General features: G+C 71.7%; 23 protein-coding genes and 2 riboswitches. Of the genes, 10 read left to right on the forward strand and 13 right to left on the reverse strand.

What is annotated here, in order from left to right; genetic code table 11:
* The first annotated feature begins 158 nt into the window (after positions 1–158).
* The 4 genes from ACFT41_RS22760 (at position 159) to ACFT41_RS22775 (ending at position 4,056) form a co-directional block, all read left to right on the forward strand.
* Positions 159–1,568 (forward strand): cytochrome ubiquinol oxidase subunit I, encoded by a 1,410-nt coding sequence (locus tag ACFT41_RS22760; protein WP_377588206.1) that lies wholly within the window; start codon positions 159–161, stop codon positions 1,566–1,568.
* Positions 1,569–1,581: 13 nt separating this feature from the next.
* Positions 1,582–2,580, forward strand: a complete 999-nt coding sequence (gene cydB / locus ACFT41_RS22765; RefSeq protein ID WP_377588186.1) for a cytochrome d ubiquinol oxidase subunit II — start codon at positions 1,582–1,584, stop codon at positions 2,578–2,580.
* Positions 2,581–2,690: 110 nt separating this feature from the next.
* Positions 2,691–3,563, forward strand: a complete 873-nt coding sequence (locus ACFT41_RS22770; RefSeq protein ID WP_377588187.1) for an SDR family NAD(P)-dependent oxidoreductase — start codon at positions 2,691–2,693, stop codon at positions 3,561–3,563.
* A gap of 19 nt (positions 3,564–3,582) precedes the next feature.
* Positions 3,583–4,056 carry a MerR family transcriptional regulator gene (locus ACFT41_RS22775; RefSeq protein ID WP_377588188.1) on the forward strand — a complete coding sequence of 158 codons (474 nt, stop codon included), beginning with the start codon at positions 3,583–3,585 and terminating at the stop codon, positions 4,054–4,056.
* Positions 4,057–4,191: 135 nt separating this feature from the next.
* Here ACFT41_RS22775 and ACFT41_RS22780 read toward each other — a convergent pair whose 3' ends face one another.
* Entirely contained in the window at positions 4,192–4,890 is a 699-nt protein-coding gene (locus ACFT41_RS22780; protein WP_377588189.1) for a hypothetical protein, read from the reverse strand.
* Positions 4,891–4,956: 66 nt separating this feature from the next.
* Positions 4,957–5,418 carry a peroxiredoxin gene (locus tag ACFT41_RS22785; RefSeq protein WP_377588190.1) on the reverse strand — a complete coding sequence of 154 codons (462 nt, stop codon included), beginning with the start codon at positions 5,416–5,418 and terminating at the stop codon, positions 4,957–4,959.
* A 109-nt stretch (positions 5,419–5,527) separates the two neighbouring features.
* Here ACFT41_RS22785 and ACFT41_RS22790 point away from each other — a divergent pair, with 109 nt between their 5' ends.
* Entirely contained in the window at positions 5,528–6,256 is a 729-nt protein-coding gene (locus tag ACFT41_RS22790; protein ID WP_377588191.1) for an SDR family NAD(P)-dependent oxidoreductase, read from the forward strand.
* Positions 6,257–6,322: 66 nt separating this feature from the next.
* Here the strand turns inward: ACFT41_RS22790 and ACFT41_RS22795 are convergent, their stop codons facing one another.
* Positions 6,323–6,652 (reverse strand): TraR/DksA family transcriptional regulator, encoded by a 330-nt coding sequence (locus tag ACFT41_RS22795; protein WP_377588192.1) that lies wholly within the window; start codon positions 6,650–6,652, stop codon positions 6,323–6,325.
* A gap of 747 nt (positions 6,653–7,399) precedes the next feature.
* Between ACFT41_RS22795 and ACFT41_RS22800 the strand changes: the two genes are divergently transcribed.
* On the forward strand, positions 7,400–8,407 hold the full coding sequence (locus ACFT41_RS22800; RefSeq protein ID WP_377588193.1) for a tyrosine-type recombinase/integrase: 1,008 nt from the start codon (positions 7,400–7,402) through the stop codon (positions 8,405–8,407).
* 17 nt (positions 8,408–8,424) lie between these two features.
* Positions 8,425–8,507, forward strand: a riboswitch (ZMP/ZTP riboswitch).
* A gap of 14 nt (positions 8,508–8,521) precedes the next feature.
* A complete protein-coding gene (locus ACFT41_RS22805) occupies positions 8,522–9,412 on the forward strand; it encodes a bifunctional 5,10-methylenetetrahydrofolate dehydrogenase/5,10-methenyltetrahydrofolate cyclohydrolase (RefSeq protein ID WP_377588194.1) in 891 nt (296 codons plus the stop codon).
* Positions 9,413–9,718: 306 nt separating this feature from the next.
* Here ACFT41_RS22805 and ACFT41_RS22810 read toward each other — a convergent pair whose 3' ends face one another.
* On the reverse strand, positions 9,719–10,330 hold the full coding sequence (locus ACFT41_RS22810; protein WP_377613971.1) for a malonic semialdehyde reductase: 612 nt from the start codon (positions 10,328–10,330) through the stop codon (positions 9,719–9,721).
* A gap of 100 nt (positions 10,331–10,430) precedes the next feature.
* Between ACFT41_RS22810 and ACFT41_RS22815 the strand changes: the two genes are divergently transcribed.
* Both ACFT41_RS22815 and ACFT41_RS22820 read left to right on the forward strand, forming a co-directional pair.
* Positions 10,431–10,781, forward strand: coding sequence for a winged helix-turn-helix transcriptional regulator (locus ACFT41_RS22815; protein WP_377588196.1), 351 nt, complete (start codon positions 10,431–10,433; stop codon positions 10,779–10,781).
* A 35-nt stretch (positions 10,782–10,816) separates the two neighbouring features.
* Positions 10,817–11,560: a GNAT family N-acetyltransferase gene (locus tag ACFT41_RS22820; protein ID WP_377588197.1), complete on the forward strand. Its 744-nt coding sequence runs from the start codon at positions 10,817–10,819 to the stop codon at positions 11,558–11,560.
* Between the two features lie 50 nt (positions 11,561–11,610).
* Here the strand turns inward: ACFT41_RS22820 and ACFT41_RS22825 are convergent, their stop codons facing one another.
* Positions 11,611–12,114 (reverse strand): peptide deformylase, encoded by a 504-nt coding sequence (locus ACFT41_RS22825; RefSeq protein WP_377588198.1) that lies wholly within the window; start codon positions 12,112–12,114, stop codon positions 11,611–11,613.
* Positions 12,115–12,123: 9 nt separating this feature from the next.
* Positions 12,124–13,278, reverse strand: a complete 1,155-nt coding sequence (locus ACFT41_RS22830) for a chorismate-binding protein (protein WP_377588199.1) — start codon at positions 13,276–13,278, stop codon at positions 12,124–12,126.
* A 162-nt stretch (positions 13,279–13,440) separates the two neighbouring features.
* Between ACFT41_RS22830 and ACFT41_RS22835 the strand changes: the two genes are divergently transcribed.
* Positions 13,441–13,641 (forward strand): DUF5999 family protein, encoded by a 201-nt coding sequence (locus tag ACFT41_RS22835; protein WP_036371784.1) that lies wholly within the window; start codon positions 13,441–13,443, stop codon positions 13,639–13,641.
* Between the two features lie 152 nt (positions 13,642–13,793).
* Here ACFT41_RS22835 and gcvP read toward each other — a convergent pair whose 3' ends face one another.
* From gcvP to ACFT41_RS22870, 7 genes are all read right to left on the reverse strand, one after another.
* Positions 13,794–16,616 carry an aminomethyl-transferring glycine dehydrogenase gene (gene gcvP, locus ACFT41_RS22840; RefSeq protein WP_377588200.1) on the reverse strand — a complete coding sequence of 941 codons (2,823 nt, stop codon included), beginning with the start codon at positions 16,614–16,616 and terminating at the stop codon, positions 13,794–13,796.
* A 75-nt stretch (positions 16,617–16,691) separates the two neighbouring features.
* A riboswitch (glycine riboswitch) is annotated at positions 16,692–16,789 on the reverse strand.
* 61 nt (positions 16,790–16,850) lie between these two features.
* Entirely contained in the window at positions 16,851–17,723 is an 873-nt protein-coding gene (locus tag ACFT41_RS22845; protein ID WP_377588201.1) for an NAD-dependent protein deacetylase, read from the reverse strand.
* Positions 17,724–17,786: 63 nt separating this feature from the next.
* Positions 17,787–18,374 carry a DivIVA domain-containing protein gene (locus ACFT41_RS22850; protein WP_377588202.1) on the reverse strand — a complete coding sequence of 196 codons (588 nt, stop codon included), beginning with the start codon at positions 18,372–18,374 and terminating at the stop codon, positions 17,787–17,789.
* 41 nt (positions 18,375–18,415) lie between these two features.
* Positions 18,416–19,612, reverse strand: coding sequence for a globin domain-containing protein (locus tag ACFT41_RS22855; protein ID WP_377588203.1), 1,197 nt, complete (start codon positions 19,610–19,612; stop codon positions 18,416–18,418).
* A 2-nt stretch (positions 19,613–19,614) separates the two neighbouring features.
* On the reverse strand, positions 19,615–20,856 hold the full coding sequence (locus ACFT41_RS22860) for a nitric oxide synthase oxygenase (protein ID WP_377588207.1): 1,242 nt from the start codon (positions 20,854–20,856) through the stop codon (positions 19,615–19,617).
* 307 nt (positions 20,857–21,163) lie between these two features.
* A complete protein-coding gene (locus ACFT41_RS22865) occupies positions 21,164–21,748 on the reverse strand; it encodes a MerR family transcriptional regulator (protein WP_377588204.1) in 585 nt (194 codons plus the stop codon).
* A 203-nt stretch (positions 21,749–21,951) separates the two neighbouring features.
* Positions 21,952–22,419 (reverse strand): bifunctional nuclease family protein, encoded by a 468-nt coding sequence (locus ACFT41_RS22870; protein ID WP_377588205.1) that lies wholly within the window; start codon positions 22,417–22,419, stop codon positions 21,952–21,954.
* Positions 22,420–22,628 lie beyond the last annotated feature (209 nt).

The raw sequence follows: 22,628 nt of genomic DNA on the forward strand, positions 1-22,628 counted from the left end.
CGGCCAGGCGGGGACCAGGGGGAGCAGCTGGGCCGTACGACAGAGGTGGTCAAGGTCATTGGTCCCGGGCCCGGTCGGGACCTCCGCCCCTGCCGGCTCGTCTACGACGGCGAGTAGCATCTACTACGTCTCGTAGTATGAAAGGCTGGGGGTTCCAGGTGGACGCGTTGGACGTCGCCCGCTGGCAGTTCGGTGTCACCACCGTCTACCACTTCCTGTTCGTGCCGCTCACCATCGGCCTGTCCGTGCTCGTCGCCATCCTCCAGACCATGTGGCACCGCACCGGCAACGAGCGCTACCTCAAACTCACCAAGTTCTACGGCAAACTCTTCCTCATCAACTTCGCCATGGGCGTCGTCACCGGCATCGTCCAGGAATTCCAGTTCGGCATGAACTGGAGCGACTACTCCCGCTTCGTCGGCGACATCTTCGGCGCGCCCCTGGCCATCGAAGCCCTCGTCGCCTTCTTCCTCGAATCCACCTTCATCGGCCTGTGGATCTTCGGCTGGGACCGACTGCCCAAACGCCTCCACCTCGCCAGCATCTGGGCCGCCGCCATCGGCACCAACCTCTCCGCCTACTTCATCCTCGCCGCCAACTCCTTCATGCAGAACCCCGTCGGCTACCGGATCAACCCCGACACCGGCCGCGCCGAACTCACCGACTTCGTCGCCGTCCTCACCAACAAAGTCGCCCTCATCACCTTCCCCCACACCCTCGCCGGATCATTCCTCGTCGCCGGCTCCCTCATCGTCACCGTCGGCCTCTGGCACGTCATGCGCAACCGCGACAGCGCCGACACCAACGCCTACCGCTTCGCCACCAAGTTCGGCTCCTGGGTGGTCCTGATCTCCTCGGCACTCGTCCTGTTCACCGGCGACATCCAAGGCAAGATCATGACCGAGGTGCAGCCCATGAAAATGGCCGCCGCCGAAGGCCTCTACACCACCGAAGGCCCCGCCTCGTTCTCCGTACTCACCGTCGGCAGCCTCGACGGCAGCCGCGAGGTCTTCGCCATCAAGATCCCCTACCTGCTGTCGTTCCTCGGCACCGGCGACCCCAACGGCACCGTCCAGGGCATCAACGACCTCCAAGCCCAATACGCCACCCAGTACGGCCCCGGCGACTACGCCCCGATCATCCCCGTCACCTACTGGAGCTTCCGCTTCATGATCGGCCTCGGCCTCGCCGCCGCCGCCATCGCCCTGATCGTGCTCTGGACCCACCGCAAAGGCCGCACCCCCACCAACCGCTGGCTACTGCGCGCCGCCCTCGTCATGCCCGCACTACCCCTGCTCGCCAACTCCTTCGGCTGGATCTTCACCGAAATGGGCCGCCAACCCTGGATCGTCTTCGGCGAAATGCTCACCCGCAACGGCGTCTCCCGCACCGTCTCCCTCACCGAAGTCCTCACCTCCTTCACCGCCTTCACCCTCATCTACGCCACCCTCGCCGTCATCGAATTCAAACTCCTCGTCCGCTACGCCAAAGCCGGCGTACCCGACATCACCCCCGACCCCGAACCCACCGACGACGACACCGAGCGCCCGCTCGCCTTCGCCTACTGACCCGGAGCCCACCGTGGAACTCACCACCATCTGGTTTCTCCTCGTCGCCGTGCTCTTCACCGGCTACTTCATCCTCGAAGGCTTCGACTTCGGCGTCGGAATGCTCCTACCCGTCCTCGGCCGCGACGACCGCGAACGCCGCGTCCTCATCAACACCATCGGCCCCCTCTGGGACGGCAACGAGGTCTGGCTCATCACCGCCGGCGGCGCCATGTTCGCCGCCTTCCCCGAGTGGTACGCCACCCTCTTCTCCGGCTTCTACCTGCCCCTCCTCCTCATCCTCCTCGCACTCATCGCCCGCGGCGTCGCCTTCGAATACCGCCACAAGCGCCCCGAACCCACCTGGAAACGCCGCTGGGACCACGCCATCTTCTGGGGCTCAGCAGTGCCAGCCGTGCTGTGGGGCGTCGCCTTCGCCAACATCTTCCGCGGCGTACCCCTCGACGCCGACCACGAATACGTCGGCGGCCTGACCAACCTGCTCCACCCCTACGCCCTCCTCGGCGGCCTCACCACCCTCGGCCTCTTCCTCACCCACGGCGCCGTCTTCATCGCCCTCAAGACCACCGGCGACATCCGCCACCGCGCCCGCGCCCTCGCCGTCAAACTCGGCACCGGCACCGCCGCGACCGCAGTGGCGTTCCTCGGCTGGTCGCTGACCATCCGCTCCAGCGCCGCCGCCGTCGTGCTCGCCGCCGGCGCCGCCCTCGCCCTACTCGGCGGCCTCGCCGCCGCCCGGGTACGCCGCGAAGGCTGGGCCTTCACCGGCACCGCCATCGCCATCGCCCTCGCCGTGGCCACCCTCTTCGCCGCACTCTTCCCCAACGTCATGCCATCCACCCTCGACCCCACCGGAACCCTCACCGCCACCAACGCCGCCTCCACCCCCTACACCCTCAAGATCATGACCTGGGTCGCGGTCATCTTCACCCCCATCGTCCTGGCCTACCAGGGCTGGACCTACTGGGTGTTCCGCAGGCGCATCGGCATCGCCCACATCCCCACCCACTGACCACCCCACCCGGGGCCGGCGCGACTCCCCGCGCGCCGGCCCCACAGGCCTGTCCTCGCCCCCGAGCGCGGCTTGCTTTCAAGCGCGCTCAAAGCCATAGCGTCGGGGCCATGACCACGACGAACGAAACGAAGACATGGATCATCACGGGCGCGAGTTCGGGCCTCGGCCTGGCGCTCGCCGAGGCGGCACTCACGGCCGGCGAGCATGTGATCGGGACCGCGCGACGGGCCGACCGGTTCAACGAGCTCAAGGCGCGGTACGGGGATCGGCTCCTCGCCATCGAACACAATGTGCGCGACACGGCGGGAGCGACCGCGGTCGCGCAGCGGGCGCTGGAGGTGTTCGGGCGCGTCGACGTGCTCGTCAACAATGCCGGCGCCGGACAGGTCGGCACCGCCGAAGAGATCACGGATGCCGCGCTGCGGGCCATGCTCGAGCAGCACCTGTTCGGCCCGGCCGCCTACGTGCGTGCCGTGCTGCCCCACCTGCGGGAGCGTCGCTCGGGTGCGATCGTGCAGATGAGCAGCCAGGGCGGGCGGATGTCGTTCCCCGCCGTCGGCAGCTACTCAGCCGGCAAGTTCGCGCTCGAGGGCTGGTCGGAGGCGCTCGCGGGCGAGGTCGCACCGTTCGGTATCCGCGTCCTCATCGTCGAACCCAGTCGCTTCCGCACCGCGTTCAACGCCACCGACGTGCTCCACACAGCGCAGCAGAGCTCGATCTACGACGAGACCATCGGTGCCGTGCGCGCGAACATGGCCGAGGCCCACGGCATCCAGGAGGGCGACCCGGCACGCGCCGCCCGGGTGATCCGCGACATGCTCGACACCCCCGACGCGCCGCTCCGGCTCCCGCTCGGTGCCGAGGCGGTTCGCAATCTCACCCGCGTCTACCGTGGTGCGCTCGACGACGTCGAGAAATGGGCGTCTGTGAGCGAGTCGGCAGACTTCCCAGGCATGCCGCCCGCGGTGCGCGCGTTCTGATCGCCGTACGCTGTCGGCCATGGCCACTGAAGCGCTGATCGAACGCATCCTCGCTGCCAGCGACGGGCCATCCTCGTCGGCGATCGATGCGCTGCACGAGCTGCTCGACGACGCCACGATCGAGGGCTCGGCGATGCCCAAGAGTGTCACCGAGGCCGCCCGGCTTGTCGGCCTGTCGACGCACACCCTCCGGTACTACGAGCAGGAGGGACTCGTGCGGCCCGCTCGCAACGCCTCCGGGTACCGCGAGTACTCCGCGTTCGACCTGCGCCGCCTCGTCTTCCTCACCCGGATGCGCCTGTCCGGCATGACCATGACCGACCTCAAGCGCTACATCCTGCTCGTCGGCCAGGGCCCGAGCACCATCCCGGAACGCCGCCGCATCATGCTCGACCAGCAGGACCGAATCACGCGGCAGATCCGTGAGCTCGGCCTGGCGCTGGAGACCACCGAGTACAAGATCCGCGTCTACGACGGACACCCGGAAGGCTGACACCCGCCCACTGTCCTCCAACGGGCTGAGTCGCCGCTTAGCGCTGTTGTTGACCTGGAAACTACGGACGACCCCACACACAAAACCGCCCCCGCCGCACACAGCGACGGGGGCGGGTACGGGGGAGAGACACCATCAACCCGCCTCGCGCAACTCCGCCAACCGCGCCTCGATCTCCGCCAACTCCGCCCGCAACTTCTCCGCCTGCTGCTCCGCCTCCGCCCGCTCCGCCGCCAGAATCTGCTCCACCGCCTCCTGCACCCCCGGCACATCCACCAACGCCACCATCCGCAACGCCTCCGCCGGCTTCACCACATACGGCTTCGCCAACGCCTTCGCACCCTGCTGCGCCGCCACCGTCCACTCACCCTCGGCATACGCCAACGTCACCGTCAACCCCGCCGGACCCTTCGGCTTCACCACCTTCACCGGCCGACGCGCCGGCTTCACCTCCACCTGCTGCTGCTCCACCCTCGGCTCCTCCCGCCGCTGCGCCGGCACCCGCGGCGTATCCAACACGAACTCCGGCTCCACCGCCACCACCGGCTCCGGCTCGGGCTCCGGCTGCACCTCCGCCACCGCCGCCTTCCGACCCGCCCCCCGCGGCGCCACCGCCACATCAACAGGGGAGAACGGCAACTCGTCACGCCCGAACCGCACCACCACGAACTCGTCCGACACCGCCGGATCCGTCAACTCCACCACCTGACCCACCTGACCGGCGATCTGACCGGCCGACGAGGTGAACACCACCCTCGGCTTCCGGCCGGCACCCAACGCCTCCCGGATGCTCTGCACCTCGTCAGTGGACAACCCCTGGCCCGCGGCAACCATCACAACCCTCTTCCGTACACCTGTTTGATCCTGCCTTGATACCAGCCCGCTGCGACACCGCGAAGATCAACCCCCCAACGCCCGCAACGCCCGATCCGCATGCTCGCTCATCCCCAACTCGCTGTGCACCACCTCCACCACCCGCCGATCCACACCGATCACGAACGTCATCCGCCGCACACTCAACGGCCCCAACGGCACCCGCCGCAACACCCCGAACCGCCGCGCCACCACACCGTCGACATCCGACAACAACGGATAGTCGAACCCGTGCAACCGCGAAAACTCCGCCTGCCTGTCCACCGCATCCCGACTGATCCCCACCCGAGACGCACCCACCGCCGCGAACTCCGCCGCCAGATCCCGAAAATGACAACTCTCCGCCGTGCAACCCCGCGTCATCGCCGCCGGATAGAAGAACAACACCACCGGCCCCACCGCAAGGAACCCCGACAACCGCCGCAGCGCCCCCGTCTCGTCCGGCAACTCGAAATCCTCGACCAGGTCACCGACCCGCACACCCGCCACCCAAACCACCCCTCTCCACGAACCGACGCCGGCAGCGTAAGCGATCACCGGAACCACCGCGCCCACGCCACCGGTAACGTCACCACCACACCCGGGGGAGGAGCACCCGATGCCACCCGTCACCATCGTCACCGGCGGCAGCCGCGGCATCGGCGCCGCCACCGCCCGCCGCCTCGCCCACCACGGCCACCACGTCGCCATCGCCTACCGCCGCGACCACACCGCCGCCACCCGCGTCGTCGCCGACATCCACGCCACCGGTCGCAACGCCGTCGCCGTCCAAGCCGACACCACCGACCCCGACGCCGTCGGCCACCTCTTCGACACCGCCGCCACCCTCGGCACCCTCACCGGCCTGGTCAACAACGCCGGCATCACCAGCCCCATCGGCCCCCTCACCGACCTCCGCGCCGAAGACCTGCGCCACGTCGTCGACGTCAACCTCATCGGATACGTCCTCTGCGCCCAACAAGCCGCCCGCCGCCTCACCCGAGGCGGCGCCATCGTCAACGTCTCCTCCGCCGCCGCCACCCTCGGCAGCCCAGGGGAGTACGTCCACTACGCCGCCGCCAAAGCCGCCACCGACACCCTCACCGTCGGCCTCGCCAAGGAACTCGCCCCCCACGGCATCCGCGTCAACGGCGTCGCCCCCGGCATCGTCCGCACCGACCTGCACGCCCTCTCCGGCGCACCCGACCGCGCCGACACCGCCGCCGGCCGCATCCCGCTCGGCCGCGCCGGCGAACCCGACGAGATCGCCGCCGCCATCGCCTGGCTGCTCAGCCCCGACGCCAGCTACACCACCGGCACCGTCCTCCGCGTCTCCGGTGGCCTCTGAGCACCACCCACGGCACGCGGCGGGGCCGCCGCCCAGAAGGACGACGACCCCGCCCACGCCACACCGTCAGCCGGCCGACCTCTCCTGACAGGGCACGCAGAAACGGGCGTACGGCACCACCTCCAGTCGCTGCACCGGAATGGGCCGCTCGCACCTCTCGCACACGCCGTACCCACCCTCGTCGATGCGGCGCAACGCGTCGACGACCTGCTCGACGCCGCGCCGCGCGGCCACCACCAGCGCCGCCCGGGTGTGCGCCTCGCCGGGGTCGCCCGTGTCGGCGTTGAGTTCGGTCAGTTCCCTGAGCCGAGCCGTCTGCGTGGCGAACTCGTCCGCCAGAGACGCGCGAAGCTCAGCCAGCCACCTCTGGTCGACGGTGCGGTGATCCAGACTCATGTTCGGTCCTTCCGATGGGAAACCCGGGAAAAGAAAAAGGGCCGAAGCTCTACGGCTTCGCCCTGGCGGTCGTTTCGGGGGGGACCTGCCGCCGGGGGGCCACGGCCGGTCGGGCTCGGCAGCCCGTAGGTGACCACGGCGCTCGCCTGGCCGACGACGACCGGCGCAACCACGGCGACCGCACCGCGGGCGACGTGCGCCCGCGTCACCGACGTGACGGCGGGTGAGCAGGTCGGCAGCGGCGGCATCGGCCCAGCAAAGGGTGATCATCAGGGGGAAGCCAGCGGTAAACCCGGCATCCGGCGACTGATTCGATAATGTACATTATGTAAAGCTGACCGTTCCGGGGCTCCTCCCGCAGGGGCCCGGGGCGGCCACGGACGACCCTCCGCACATCCGGCAGCGCCCGCCCTCGGGGTTCTTCTCGCCACCCACGGGGTCACCCGGAGCGGATACACCAGCCGCAACGCCCTGGTCGCCCTGGGCGGGCGCTCCGGCCGGAGCCGCCGATCACCGCCCGCGGGCCATCGAGGCCGCCGCAACCGCCCACCTCGTATGCGTCCCCCATCGGCCGCGCATGGCGGGCGCGTCTCGCGGTCCGCGCGCGCGTCCGGCCACCGCCCCGCGCCCTTGACGCCGGACGGGCTCCGCGACACCTCCCTCCTCCCGCATCCACAGCCGGGGTGAGCCTCCCGCTCCCCCTGCGGCGGGTCGCCGCGAACCCGAGAATCATGCATAATGTCACTTATGCATGACAAACAGGACGAATCGGTAGTGAGCCTCGTCGAGGAGTTCCTGACTGCCCGGGCCACCCGCAAGCCGTCCCCGCACACCCTCGCGGCATACCGACGGGACCTGCGGGCGGTGGTGACGCTGGCCGCGGAGGCCGTCACCCCGGCCCTGCCACCGGAGGCGCTGCCGGTCGACGCCCTCTCCCCCAGGGTCATGCGGGCGGCGTTCGCCCGGTTCGCCGCGCCCCGCGCCGTGGCCTCCGTGCACCGCGCCTGGTCGACGTGGAACAGCTTCTTCTCGTTCCTGGTGGCCGAGCAGGTGGTGGCGGGCAATCCGATGCCGGCGGTGGGTCGCCCCCGCGCCCCGCTCCCCCAGCCCAAGCCGCTGCGTGGTGAGGACACCCCGGAACGGCTGCTCGCGGCGGTGTCCCGGCAGGATGACCGGCAGCGTGACCCCTGGCCGGAGCGGGACGTGGCGGTGTTGGCGTTGGCGCTGTGCGCGGGGTTGCGCCTGTCGGAGCTGTTGGCGTTGCGGGTGGCGTCGCTGGCGGGGCGGCCGGGTGAGCGCCGGGTGGATGTGGCTGGCAAGGGGGGTCGGCCGCGGGTGGTGCCGATCGAGCCGGAGCTGGACGGGGTGCTGGTGGCATACCTGGACAGTCGGGCGCGGCGGTTCGGGTCGCGGTCGGTGCGGCCGGAGTCGCCGTTGCTGGTGGATCGGCACGGTGAGCCGCTGCGTCGGGGCGGGTTGCAGTATCTGGTGGAGTCCTGTTATCGGCGGTCGGGGGTGGTCGACCGGGTGCCGCGGGGGGCGCGGTTGCACGCGTTGCGGCACACGTTCGCGACGCGGTTGGCGGAGGACGGGGCGAGCGCGGCGGAGATCATGCGGTTGTTGGGGCATGCGTCGTTGGCGTCGTCGCAGACGTACATCGAGGTGACGGCGGGTCAGCAGCGGGCGGCGGTGCGGTCGAACCGTACGAATCGGGTGTTGGCGGGGTTGGTGTCGGCGCGGGGGGACGCGGGGTGAGGGGTGGGTGCGGCAGGATGGTTGTGCGCGACTGGCGGCACCGGGGATGGATGGACCATCGGGGAGCTCGTCGTGGGGGTCGTCCGCCTGGGCCCCTGCGGGCGAGGTGGTGTCATGTCCTCTTCGGTGGCTTCTGCGGGTGTGGCTCGGTTGTTGCCGGGTGGGCCGGTCGCGGATCGGGTGCTGGGTGGGGTGGCGGCGGAGGTCGCCGCGTTGCGGGCGGCGGGGGTGACGCCGTCGTTGGCGACGGTGCTGGTCGGGGACGACGAGGCGAGCGCCGGGTACATCCGGATCAAGCAGCGGCAGGCGGCGCGGTTGGGGTTCGCGTCGCCGCATGTGCGGCTGCCGGCGTCGGCGTCGCAGGTGGACCTGCATCGGGTGATCGAGGAGTTCAATGCCGACCGTGGGGTGCACGGGGTGTTGGTGCAGCATCCGGTTCCGGTGGGTCTGGACTTCGGGCGGGCGTTGCAGGTGTTGGATCCGGACAAGGACGTGGACGGGATGCATCCGGTGAATCTGGGGCGGTTGGCGTTGGGGTTGCCGGGGCCGGTGCCGTGTACGCCGGCGGGAATCGAGGCGTTGTTGGCGTTTCATGGGGTGTCGGTGGCGGGTCGGGAGGTGGTGGTGCTGGGTCGGGGTGCGACGTTGGGTCGGCCGTTGGCGATGTTGTTGGGGCAGAAGCGGGCGACGGCGAATGCGGCGGTGACGGTGGTGCATTCGGGGGTGGCGGATTGGCCGCGGTTCGCGCGGCGGGCGGAGGTGCTGGTGGCGGCGGTGGGGGTGCCGGGGTTCGTGCGGCCGGAGCATGTGCGGGCGGGTGCGGTGGTGGTGGGTGGTGGGGTGCGGTATGCGGGGCGGCGGTTGTTGCCGGATGTGGACCCCTCGTGTGCGCGGGTGGCGGGGGCGATCACGCCGCGGGTGGGTGGGGTGGGTCCGACGACGGTGGCGATGTTGTTCCGTAATGCGGTGGGGGCGGCGCGGCGGGCGGCGGGGTGGGGTGGTTAGCCGAGGTCGACGGCGAGGGGCGGTGGTCGGAGATGGTGGCGGTGGCGGGTGGTAGTCGGTGGGGGTCGACGAGTCCGTTGGTGAGGGATCGGCCGTGGAGCGGGTTGAAAGGTGGCCAGCCGTACTCTGTGCGGCCTACGTGGGTGGTGGGAGGGTTGCTGGATGCTGAAGGTGTTGGTGTGTTCGATGGTGGTGTTCGTGGTGGTGGGGTGGGCGGGTGTGTGGTTGCGGCGGCGTCGGGGTCGGTGAGTGTTGGTGCCGGGTCGGCGCACGCGGCACTGGCGTGCGCCGACCCGGTGGGGTGGGTCAGGCGTGGCGGACGACGTCGTCGTAGTCGAGGCGGGGCAGGCGGGGGAACCAGGCGTTGGGGCCGGGCTTGCCGAGGTTGACGACGAGCAGGGAGCGCCAGCTGGTGTCGGCGAAGAATTCGCGGTCGATGCCGGCGGCGTCGAAGCCGGCCATGGGGCCGGCGGCGAGGCCGGCGGCGCGGACGGCGAGGAGCCAGTAGGCGATCTGGAGGGTGGCGTTGAAGCGGGCCATGGTGTCGCGGCCGGCGGGGTCGGCGGCGAGGCCGTCGCGTAGTTCGGGGCGGATGGGGAAGACGTGGGGGATGTGCTCGTGGAAGTCGGTGTCGGCGGCGAGGACGGCGACGACGGGGGCGGTGGCGGTCTTGGTGCGGTTGCCTTCGCTCATGTGGGTGAGGAGGCGGTCGCGGGCGTTTCCGGGGCGGATGTAGAGGACGCGTAGGGGTTGGGTGTTGGCGGCGGTGGGTGGGTACTTGGCGAGGTCGAAGATGGCGTGCAGGTGTTCGTCGGTGACGGGTTCGTCGGTGAAGGTGTTGGCGGTGCGGGCGTCGGTGAAGAGTTGGGCTTGGGCGTCGGGGTGCAGGGTGATCAGGGGTGTGGTGGTGTCGGTCATGGTGTCCTCCGGGGGGTCGAGGGGCTGTTGCTGCGTCTACGGTAGCAGCTAGTTTTTTCGAAGCATCTTGGTCGTGGTGGGTGCCGCGTATCCTGGGTTCATGATGCTGCGCTCCCCCGCCGACGAGGCCCCCCGTGTGTGTGACCGGGGTCTGACGCGGGCGTTCGCGTTCCTGGGCAAGCGGTGGACCGGGGTGTTGCTGGGCACGCTGGGGTTGGGGCCGGCGGGGTTCGCGGAGTTGGCGCGGGCGTTGCCGGGGATCAGCGAGTCGGTGTTGTCGGACCGGTTGGGTGAGCTGGCCCGGGTGGGGTTGGTCAGTCGCACGGTGCGGGAGGGCCCGCCGCTGGGGGTCACGTACGAGCTGACGGAGCGGGGTGCGGCGGTGTTGCCGGCGTTGGACGCCCTGGCGCGGTGGGCGCACGAGAACCTGCCGGCCGAGGGGTGCAGCTGAGCGGGTTGGCGCGTGCCGAGCACGACCGTGGGTTGTTGGGTCGGCTGCTGGGTCGGGATCCGGCGTTGCACGCGTACGAGTTGGGTGACCTGGACGACTTCTTCTGGCCGTACACGTCGTGGTTCCGTCGTGGTGGGCAGGTGGCGTTGCTGTATCACGGGGCGGTGCCGCCGACGCTGCTGGCGTTCGCCGGGCCGGGTGGGCGGGCGGAGTTGGCGGGGTTGCTGGCGGATCTGACGCCGGTGTTGCCGGCCCGGCTGCACGCGCATCTGTCGCCCGGTCTGGTGGCGGCGGTGGGTGCTGGGTTCGACGTCGGTGGTGGTGTCGGGCACGTGAAGATGGCGTTGACGGATCGGGTCCGGTTGGCCGGGGTGGTGGCGGAGGGGCAGCCGTTGACGGTGGCGGATCTGCCGGAGTTGAGGGATCTGTACGCGGAGGCGTATCCGGGGAACTGGTTCGACGCGCGGATGCTCGACACGGGCCGGTACGTGGGGGTGCGTCGGGGTGGGGCTCTGGTCGCGGTGGCGGGGGTGCACGTGTATTCGCCGACGTGGCGGGTGGCGGCGTTGGGGAACGTGACGACGCATCCGGGGTTTCGGGGGCGGGGGTTGGGTGCGGCGGTGGTGGCGGCGTTGTGCGGGCGGTTGGTCGGGGAGGTGGAGCACGTGACGTTGAACGTGCGGGGCGACAACGTGGCGGCGTTGCGGTTGTATCGGGGGTTGGGGTTCACGGCGGTGGCCGAGTACGGGGAGTACGTGTTGACGGCCCGGTTGGGGTGAGGTTGGCGGTAGCGTTTTCGTAGGCGTGACGGCCCGGGTCGCGCGTGGTGTTAGCGGCGGGGGGCGTCGTATCGGCCGGCGCGGATCTCGCGCAGGGCTTTGCGTCGGGTGTCGCCGCGCAGGGTGTCGACGTAGAGGCGGCCGTGGAGGTGGTCGGTCTCGTGTTGCAGGGCGCGGGCGAGGAATCCGCTGCCGGAGATGGTGAGTGGTTCGCCGTGCTGGTCGAGGCCGTGGGCGGTGGCGTGCAGGGCGCGGGGGGTCGGGAAGTGGAGGCCGGGGATGGACAGGCAGCCCTCGTCGTCGTCCTGGGTTTCGTCGGCCAGTTCGAGGGTGGGGTTGATCATGTGGCCGCGGTGTCCGTCGGCGTCGTAGACGAAGACCTGGGCGGACACGCCGATCTGGTTGGCGGCGACGCCGGCGCGGCCGGGGGCGCCGAGCAGGGTGTCCATGAGGTCGGTGACCAGGGCGCGCAGGTCGGCGTCGAAGATGGTCACGGGCTCGCAGGGGGTGCGTAGCACCGGGTCGCCGATGATCCGGATGGGTCGCATCGTCATCTGGGCAGATTATCGGTCGGTGAGGGTGGCGCGGACGGGGTGGGCCTTGGCGGCGGCTTCGGCGACTTCGGCGTCGGGGTCGCTGTCCCAGGTGATGCCGCCGCCGGCCCAGGTGTGCAGGTGGTGGGTGTCGGCGGCGGCGGTGCGGATGGTGAGGCCGAGGTCGAGGTGGCCGGGGGCGATCCAGCCGAGGGCGCCCATGGCGGCGCCGCGGCCGACGGGTTCGCAGGCGGCGATGATGTCGCAGGCGGCGAGTTTCGGGGCGCCGGTGACGGAGCCGCCGGGGCAGGTCGCGTGGAGCAGGTCGGCCAGGCCGAGGCCGTCGGCGGGGGCGGCGGAGACGGTGGATTCGGCCTGCCACAGGTCGCACCAGCGGCGTACGGCGAACAGTTCGTCGACGGTGACGGTGCCGGTGGCGGCGACGCGGGCGAGGTCGTTGCGTTCCAGGTCGACGATCATGATGTGTTCGGCGCGTTCCTTGGCGGAGGCGAGCAGTTCGGTGCGGCCGGCGGTGGTGGCGGGGCGGGTGCCCTTGATGGGGCGGGTGACGAGGCGGCCGGCTTCGACGGCGATGAGGGTTTCCGGTGAGGCGCAGCCGATGGCCCAGCCGGGGCCGTGCAGGGTGCCGCCGTAGCGGGCACCGGGCAGGCGGGCCAGGCGGGCGAGGGCGGGGTGGGGGTCGCCGGTGTATGGGGCGGCGGCGTGGCCGACGAGGTTGACCTGGTAGACGTCGCCGTGGCTGATGGCGGCGCGGACGGTGGTGACGGCGGTGGCGTGTTGGTGGGGGGTCCAGCTGGGGGTCCAGTCGCCGACCCACCAGTCGCCGTCGGGGCGGGGTGTCGGGTGGGGTGGGGTGGTGGCGTGGTCGTAGACGACGACGGCGAGGTCGGGCAGGGCGGGGGCGGGGGTGGGTGCGCCGGGTGCGGCGGCGGTCATGGTGGCGGCTGCGGCGGCGGAGAGGTAGAGGGCGGCGCCGCAGGTGCCGTCGGGGCGGTGCGCGGCGGGGCGGGTGAGGTCGTCGGCGCCGACGCCGTGGGCGGTGAGGAAGTCCTGGGCGAGTGCGGCGGGGTCGCCGCCGTCGGTCAGGCGCCATTCGAGGCGGTCGCGTTCGACGAGGCGGTCGCGGCAGTGCGCGGGGGCGGCGGGGGCGGCAACCCGCCTCAATGGGAGCGCTTCCACGCCGTCCGGCCCATTCTGCCTCGTCCGTTCAGTGGATTTCCCCCCGACATGGCGTGAACCTGCTCGATGCGGCTCACTGTCGCTTGGTACTGTGCGTCACTGGTCATGTGAACCATGACACAGTGCCCCCACAGTCCGGAGAACCCGATGTGCCAGCACCAACCCACCTGTCCCTCCGCCGAAGCGACCGACCGGGAAGCCGCCCGGGTCCTCGCCTGCTTCCCTGAGCAGGGCTGGAGCCTGCTCTGCAACGGTGTCATCGTCTTCGAGGACACCGGCGAGCTCCTTCCCGACGGCAGCACCATCGCCCCCCACCGCGGCCCCGCCCGACACGCCCTCGTGGCCTGACCGTTCACCCAGCGTCAACCTGACGCACACGTCGACCTCAGGCTAGTCCCCACCTCCGGGGCCGCCCTCCCCAGGTCGACGCACCGGCCGGGGCGGCCACGTGCACCGCCCCGGCGTCCCGCGCCGGTCCCCGAACCGCGCCGATCCCCCGCTCAGTCCTCGAACGCCTCCGGCGCGGGGCACGAGCAGACCAGGTTCCGATCGCCGTAGGCGCCGTCGACGCGCCGCACCGGCGGCCAGTACTTCCCGGCCCGGTCCACTCCCACCGGGTAGCCGCCCACCGACCGCAGATAAGGGTGCGGCCACTCGTCTGCCGACACCATCGCCGCCGTGTGCGGCGCGTTGACCAGGGGGTTGTCGCCGGCCGGCCACTGCCCCGAGGCCACCTTGTCGATCTCCGCGCGGATGGCGATCATCGCGTCGCAGAACCGGTCCAGCTCGGCCAGGTCCTCGCTCTCCGTCGGCTCCACCATCAGCGTCCCCGCCACCGGGAACGACATCGTCGGCGCGTGGAAGCCGTAGTCGATCAGCCGCTTGGCCACGTCGTCGACGCTGATCCCCGCAGCCTTCGTCACCGGCCGCAGGTCCAGGATGCACTCGTGCGCCACCAGGCCCTTGTTGCCGACGTACAGCACCGGGAAGTGTTCCCGCAGCCGTGCCGCCACGTAGTTCGCGGCCAGCACCGCCACCCCGGTCGCCCGGGTCAGGCCCGCCGCGCCCATCATCCGCAGGTACGCCCACGGGATCGGCAGGATGCCCGCCGACCCGTACCGCGCCGCGGAGATCACCGGCCGGTCGCCGCCGTCGCCGACCGGGTCGCCCGGCAGGAACCGGGCCAGGTGCTCCCGCACCGCCACCGGACCCACCCCCGGCCCGCCGCCGCCGTGCGGGATGCAGAACGTCTTGTGCAGGTTCAGGTGCGACACGTCCGCGCCGAACCGGCCCGGCTTGGCGAACCCGACGAGGGCGTTGAGGTTCGCCCCGTCGACGTACACCTGGCCGCCGGCGTCGTGGACCTTCGCGCACAACTGCGCGATGCCCGTCTCGTACACCCCGTGCGTCGACGGGTACGTCACCATGATCGCCGCGAGCGCGCCCCGGTGTTTGTCGATCTTCGCGTCGAGGTCGACCAGGTCGACGTTGCCGTCGTCGTCGCAGCCCACCACGACCACCCGCATCCCCGCCATCACCGCCGACGCGGCGTTCGTGCCGTGCGCCGACGACGGGATCAGGCACACGTCCCGCTGTTTTTGCCCCCGGTCGGCGTGGTAGGCGCGGATCGCCAGCAGCCCCGCCAGCTCCCCCTGCGAGCCGGCGTTGGGCTGCACGCTGACCGCGTCGTAGCCGGTCACCTCCGCCAGCCACCCCTCCAACTGGGCGATCAGCTCCCGGTAGCCGGCCGTCTGCGACGGCGGCGCGAACGGGTGAATGTGGGCGAACTCCGCCCAGCTCACCGGCTCCATCTCCGTGGTCGCGTTCAGCTTCATCGTGCACGAGCCCAGCGGGATCATGCCCCGGTCCAGGGCGTAGTCGAAGTCCGCCAGCCGCCGCAGGTAGCGCAGCATCGCCGTCTCCGAGTGGTGGGCGCCGAACACCGGGTGGGTCAGGAACGCCGACGTGCGCGCCGACCCCGCCGGCCACGCCGCGTCGACGGCGCCGTCGAACGCGGGCACCCCGAACGCCGCCCACACCGTCGCCAGGTGCCCGGCCGTGGTCGTCTCGTCGCACGAGATGCCCACCCGGTCGGCGTCGACCAACCGCAGGTTCACCCCCCGCCGCCGCGCGTCGGCGACCACCTGCGCGGCCCGGCCCGGCACGGTCGCGACGACCGTGTCGAAGAACGCGACGTCCGCGACGGCCACCCCGCCCGCGCGCAGCCCGGCCGCGAGCCGCGCCGCCATCGAGTGGGTACGCTCCGCGATCTGCCGCAGCCCGTCCGGGCCGTGGTAGACGGCGTACATGCCGGCCATCACCGCGAGGAGCACCTGCGCGGTGCAGATGTTGCTGGTCGCCTTCTCCCGCCGGATGTGCTGCTCGCGGGTCTGCAACGCCAGGCGGTACGCCGGGTTGCCGTCGGCGTCGCGGGACACCCCGACGAGGCGGCCGGGGAGCATCCGCTCCAGGCCCGCGCGCACCGCCAGGTATCCGGCGTGCGGGCCGCCGAAGCCCATCGGCACCCCGAACCGTTGGGTGGTGCCGGCGGCGATGTCCGCGCCGATCTCCCCCGGCGCGCGCAGCACCGTCAACGCCAGCAGGTCCGCGGCCACCGTCACCAGCGCCCCGGCCGCGTGGGCCGCCGCCACCAGTGGCGTGTGGTCGCGTACCGTCCCCGACGCCCCCGGATACTGCAGGTGCAGGCCGAAGAACTCCCCCGGCGGCTCCTCGTCGACGTCCAGGTCCACCACGCGCACCTCGATGCCCAACGGCTGCGCCCGGCTGCTGATCACCGCGATGGTCTGCGGCAACGCGTCGGCGTCGACCACGTACACCGGGCTCTTGCTCCGCGACGCGCGCCGGGCCAGGGTCATCGCCTCCGCCGCGGCCGTGGCCTCGTCGAGCATCGACGCGTTCGCCGTGGCCAGCCCCGTCAGGTCCGTCACCATCGTCTGGAAGTTCAGCAGCGCTTCCAGCCGGCCCTGGCTGATCTCCGGCTGGTACGGGGTGTACGCCGTGTACCAGGCCGGGTTCTCCAGCATGTTGCGGCGGATCACCGCCGGGGTGTGCGTGCCGTGGTAGCCCAATCCGATCATGGACACGGCGACGGTGTTGCGGCCGGCGATCCGGCGCAGCTCGGCGAGGGCGTCGTGTTCGCTGGCCGGTTCCGGCAGGTCCAGGGTGCCGGGCCAGCGGATCACCTCGGGGATCGCCGCGTCCATCAGTTCGGCGATCGAGTCGTAGCCGACGGCGTCGAGCATGCGGCGCTCGTCGTCGCCGTCGGGGCCGATGTGGCGGGCGGCGAACTGCTCTGCGGTCATGTGGCGGCGCTCCCGGGTGAGGTCGACAGGTCGGCCTCCCCCTGAGTCGCACCCCGGGCAGGGCGCTCCACAGTGCCTGCCCACGTGGTCCTTCTGCCTGAGAGGTTCCGGGGAGGAAGCTGCCCCTTCGGCGCCGCCCGAACACCTCAGGCGGTCTCTCCCACGCGGGGTACCGGCATCCCCCACGCTACCAGCGTCGCCGTTACCAGCGGATGTCGTCCCCCGCGACCCGGATCACCCGCGCGTGGCCGCCACGTCGGCCGGTCGCGCGGCGGGGGCCAGCCGGTCGGCCAGCGCCGGCAGCACCACCCCCAGCGGCGCGTCGACGCGCACCGTGGCGTACCCGTCGCCCCGGGTTGGCCCCTGATTGACGATAAGCACCGGTTTGCCGCGTTTGGCCGCGTCGACGACGAACCGGCGGCCCGACAACACCGTCAACGACGAGCCGAGCACCAGCACCGCCCGCGCCCGCCGCACCAGGTCGAAACAGGTCGCCACCCGCGTCGGCGGCACCGTCTCCCCGAAGAACACCACGTCCGGTTTCAACATGCCGCTGCGACACACCCCACAGTCCACCGGCCGGAACCGGGCCACCTGCGCGTCGGGGAGGTCGACGTCGCCGTCCGGGTTCACCGCCGCCACCGTCGCCGCGAACCCCGGGTTCGCCTCCTGCAGCCGCCGGTCCAGCTCCCCGCGACCGACGCGGTTGCCGCAGTCCAGGCACACCACCTCGTCGAGGCGGCCGTGCAGCTCCACCACCGGCGCCGACCCGGCCGCAGTGTGCAGACCGTCGACGTTCTGGGTGATCACCGCGTCGACCAGCCCGGCGCGCTGCAACCGGGCCACCGCGGTGTGCCCGGCGTTCGGGGCCGCCCGGGCGATCGTGCGCCACCCCAGGTGACTACGCGCCCAGTATCGCCGCCGCGCCACCGGATCGCCCGTGAACGCCTGCACCGTCATCGGGTTGTGCCGGCGGGCCACACCGCTGGGCCCCCGGTAGTCCGGGATTCCCGAGTCGGTGGACAGGCCCGCGCCGCTGAGCACCACGACACCACCGCCGGCGAGCCCGTCCGCCACCGCGTCGATCGCCTCCGTCACGCCGTCCATGCTGCCCCAGCACCGCCCCCACCGGCCAACGCCGGCCCCGTGACCCTGCTCGCCCCCGGGCCGCTACCCGCCGAGGGCGTGGCGCAACTGGCGGTCGGCCTCGGCGGCCTGCGCCGCCTGCGCCCGCACCTGCTCCGCCTGCCCCGCCAGGTACGCCTGCCACCGGTCCACCTGCTGCTGCGCCGCCGCCAACGCCGCCGCCGATGCCGCCTGCCGGCCCTCCAGCTCCCGCACCCGCCCCAGCAACCGCAGCTCCTCCACCCGGGAGTCCGCCGCGTCCGGCAGGGTGTCGGGCACACCACCCGCCCGCCGGTACGCCTCGGCGACGATCTCCTCGGCCTGCCGCCGCGCGTCGGCGATGATCTCCGCCCCTTCCGCGCTGGCCTCGTCGATCGTGCGGTTGGCCTCCTCCTGCGCCCGCACCGCCAACTCGATCACCATCGGGTCCGGGCCCTGCGGGGCCGCGCTCGGCAACGCCCCGTGCCGCAGCATCTCCACCTGCTGCACCAGCGCGTCGTTCTCCCGGCGCAACCGTTCCAGCTCACCGTGCAGCAACACGACCCGCTCGTCGGCCGACCGGGCCACGTCGGCAACCTCGTCGACCGGCAACCAGTCACCCCCACGGAACCGGCGGGCCTGAAGGGCACCCACCGCCCGCATGGTGCCACCTGTCCGATCACCCGCGTCGACGCTCATCGGGCCCCCGTCCCGCTCAGGTCCCGCTGCGCCGCAGCGGCGGCCAACGGCGGATACTGGCAGTGGTCGTACGCCTCGGCCAGGATCCGCTGCGCCGCCACCCCCGAACCCCGCAGCGCCCCGATCGTCTGGCGCGTCATCTCGGGGCTGCCGCACACCAACACGTCGGCCTCCCGCCACGGCCCCAGCCGCACCGCCGTGTCACCGGCCGTGCCCACCGCACCCGACCACCCCCAACCCGACTGCACCGTCGGCACGTACCGCAGCCATCCCTGCGCCGCGACCGCCAACTCCCGCACCGCCGCGTCGTCGTACAGGTCCTCGGGGGTCCGGCCGCCCACCACCAACGTCGTCGACCGCCCCGGCCCCGCCCGTAACGCCTCCACCACCGCCCGCAACGGCGCCAACCCCGTACCTCCGGCCACCAGCAGCAACGGCAGGTGCGGCGACCTGTCGTACGACGACAACGCCGTCCCGGTCGGCGAGCCCAGCAGCACCTGGTCGCCCACCCGCAGGCGGCGCACCAGGTGCGTCGAGAACCGGCCCGCCGCCCGCACGTGGAACTCGATCGTGCCGTCGGCGCGCGGCGCGTTCGCCGGTGACAGGTACCGCCACAGCCGCAACTGCGGCACCTGCACCGGCAGGGACTGCCCCGGCAGGTAGTCACACAGGTAGTTCGGGCGCACCGTGAACACGCACACGTCCACGCGGCGCCGCTGCACCCCGAGGACCTCCGCCTCCCACACCGGCGGCGACGACCGCTGCGCGTCCGCCGCGCCCGTGAGCATCAACCGCGACACCACCTCGTACGCCGCCGCCCAGTCCGCCCGCAGCTGCGGCGTCCACCGCGGCCCGAGGAACCGCTCCAACGTCGCCAGCAACGCCTGCCCCACCCACAGGTAGTGGCCCTGCCCCAACGGCACCGCCCGGCCCTGCCGGTCCGTGCCCCGGAACCGGCGGTGGTCGGCGCCCAGCCGCCGCGTGAACCCGGCCAGCTCCCGCTCGTCGTCGACGTGACTCACGATGTGCCCCAACGCGGCCAGCAGCTTGTCCTCCTGGTAGCGCATGTTCGTCGGGAACATCGACCGGACCTCCGGCGCGATCGTGAACAGCGTCGCGTAGAAGTACTTCGCCGCCTCCGGACCCGCCACCCGCAACTGCGCCCAACTCTGCCGCAACGCCGCGACGTCCATTCTCAGTCCTCCCGCCGGCGGGCCGCGTCGTGCCGCTCCCGCAGGGTCGCCTCCGGCGCGCCGGCCGACCCGTACGCCCGCGGCGCCGGCCACAGGTTCGGGTTCGGGACCCTCGGGTCGTAGTAGCGGTGGTACACCGCGTGCAACGCCGCCCACCCGACGCTGCCGTTGAGCCACGACCAGTCACCGTGCACCGGCCGTCCCGCCCGCTCCTCCTGCGCGCAGAACCTCATGAACAACTCCGACTCGGTGTGCGGATCCGACACCCGCACCCCCGCCAGCCGGAACGAATGCAACACCGCCTGGTTGATCACCAACGCGGCGTGTTCCCGCCACAGCGTGTCCTCCCGCGACGTGTCCAACTCCAACCCCCGCGCCACCGGCAGCAACTGGTCGTACCGGTCCGGGTCACCCATGTTCCGGGTGCCGATCTCGTCACCGAGGTAGTGGCCGTTGAACGGCGCGCAGCTGTAGTCCACCCCGCCGACGCGCAACCGCATGTTGCTGATGACCGGCAACGCGTGCCACCGCAACCGCAGTCCCGCGAACCACGGATACGCCGGATGCGTCAACGCGACCTCCCGCACCAGGTCCCGCGGCACCTCCACCAGCGTCGGATCCTCGTACGCCGTCTCGATCACCCACGGCAACAGGTCGAACCGGCCCGGCGCCGGCGGTGGCCGCCAGCCCAGACCCACCGCCGCGTCCGTCATCGGCGCCTGCGCCGGGTCACCCACCACCGACCCGTCGGCGCACCGGTGGCCGCAGTACCGGATCAGCTGGTCGTTCCAGATCCGCGCCCGCGGACCCACCCCCGGCCGGTCGGGGGCGAACACCGTCATCACCGACTGGATCCGCCCGCCGTTGTCCGCCGCCGCCAGGTGCCGCGCCAGCTCCCCCGCGATCCCCGCCACGGTCGTCACGTCCCGGCGGTCGCGCACCCGCAGGCCAGCCCACCGCACCCGGCCCACACACCGCGCCGACTGCCGCCACGCCACCTTCGCCCCGTGTGTCAACTCCTCGCGGGTGTGCCGGTACGTGCCCGTCAGCGCGATCTCCTCCCGCACCTGCGCGACCCGCGCGGCAAGCCCCGGCAGCCGCCGCTCCGCGTGGAACAGCTGCAGGAACTCCACCGCCTCGGCGAGCACGTCGCCCACCGGCGCGGCCGGCGGCACGTTCCCCGGCCCATGCGCCACCGGACACACCGGGGCGGCCCCGCCCACGGCGGGCCCGTGGACATCCATCAGGGTCACGGCGGCATGACTGTCAGTCTGCACTTGGGTTCAAATCCGATCGTCGGGCAGCGCCGTCGCCACAACACGCGTCGTCCCGCCCCCGACCAACCGGGGCCGTCACCGCACTCAGCGACGGTGACGCCACCACGGCAAGCCGCGAACGCCGCCACATAGGATTACCGGCAACGCAAAAGCTGTCAACTGGCCGACACATGGCGGGAACGCGCACAAGCGATGGTCCCGCACCAAAGCGGACCACACAGGACAGTCGACCGCCGCCCCGCCCACCAGCGCCGGCACCCGCCGGCTCGGCCGATCACCCCGCCCGACGCCGGGCCCGGCGGGCCGCCAACTCGTCCTCCACCGCCTCGTCGCCCGCAACCCCCGACGCCGGCTCGGCCGGCTCGGCCGGCAGATGCGACAACGAACCCTCGATCTCCTTGAACGCCCCACCGATGGCGATACCGAACACGCCCTGGCCACCCTGCAACAGGTCGACCACCTCCTCCGGCGACCGGCACTCGTACACCGTCGTCCCGTCCGAGATCAACGTGATCCCCGCCAGGTCGGCCACGCCACGCGACCGCAGCGCCTCGATCGCCTTGCGGATGTTCTGCAACGACACCCCGGCGTCCAACAGGCGCTTGACGACCTTCAACACCACCAGGTCGCGGAACGAGTACAACCGGGACGTCCCCGACCCCGACGCGTCCCGCACGCTCGGCACCACCAGCGCCGTGCGCGCCCAGTAGTCCAGCTGCCGGTACGTGATGCCCACCGCGTGGCACGCGGTCACACCCCGGTAGCCCACCGCACCGTCACCCTCAGTCGCCGGCCCCGCCGGCACCACACCCGTTTCCTGCGCTTGCGTGCCAGGCTCGGGATCTCGCGGCTCGTGCATCCGGACCAACCTCCCCGCCAGTGCGGTGACACGTCGCATCCGGGACGTGCACCCCTCGACACGGCAACCCTATAGCGCCCTTGAGGAGTTACCGTGCAGGAACGGTCGCGACACGCCGCGCAGCCACGGCAAAGATCAACCCACCACCATGGCCGGTCACCCACGGTGACCACGCCTAGGGGGTGGGGAAAGGGTCAGAGCGGTCAGCCCGCGAAGTCCTCCGGGCGCACCTGCTCCAGGAACTCGCGGAACTTCTCCACCTCGTCCTCCTGCTCGTCCGGGATCACGATCCCCGCCTCCGAGAGGACCTGCTCGGCACAACGAATCGGCGCACCGACCCGCAACGCCAACGCGATCGAATCACTCGGCCGCGCCGACACCCGCACCCCGTCGTCACCGATCAACAGATCGGCGTAGAAGACGTTCTCCTTCAGCTCGGTGATCTCCACCGCCCGCAACGGCGCCTGCAGCGCCGCCAGCACGTCCCGCAACAGATCATGCGTCAACGGCCGCGCTGGCGTGACTCCCTGCTGCTCGTACGCGATCGCCGTCGCCTCCACCGCACCGATCCAGATCGGCAGGTAGCGATCCCCCTCGACCTCCCGCAGCAGGACGATCGGCTGGTTGCTGGGCAGCTCCACCCGAACCCCGACCACGCTCAGCTCGCGCACCGCCGCCTCCGTGTCGTTGTCACCTACGCCCGTACCGCGACCTTCCCTGCACGGTACACGGACCGCGACGCGCACAACCCATGCGCTACCCGCACGCCCCGCGCCAGAGAAGGGGTTACCCCGGCAAGCCTACGACACGCCCCCGAAAGCCGACCCCGCCCACCGCGCACCCCACCAACGCCGTGGGGGGGGGGGCGCCCCCCCCCCCC

Source organism: Micromonospora sp. NPDC057141, from assembly GCF_042670805.1.
In the GTDB taxonomy this organism is placed as follows: Bacteria; Actinomycetota; Actinomycetes; order Mycobacteriales; family Micromonosporaceae; genus Micromonospora.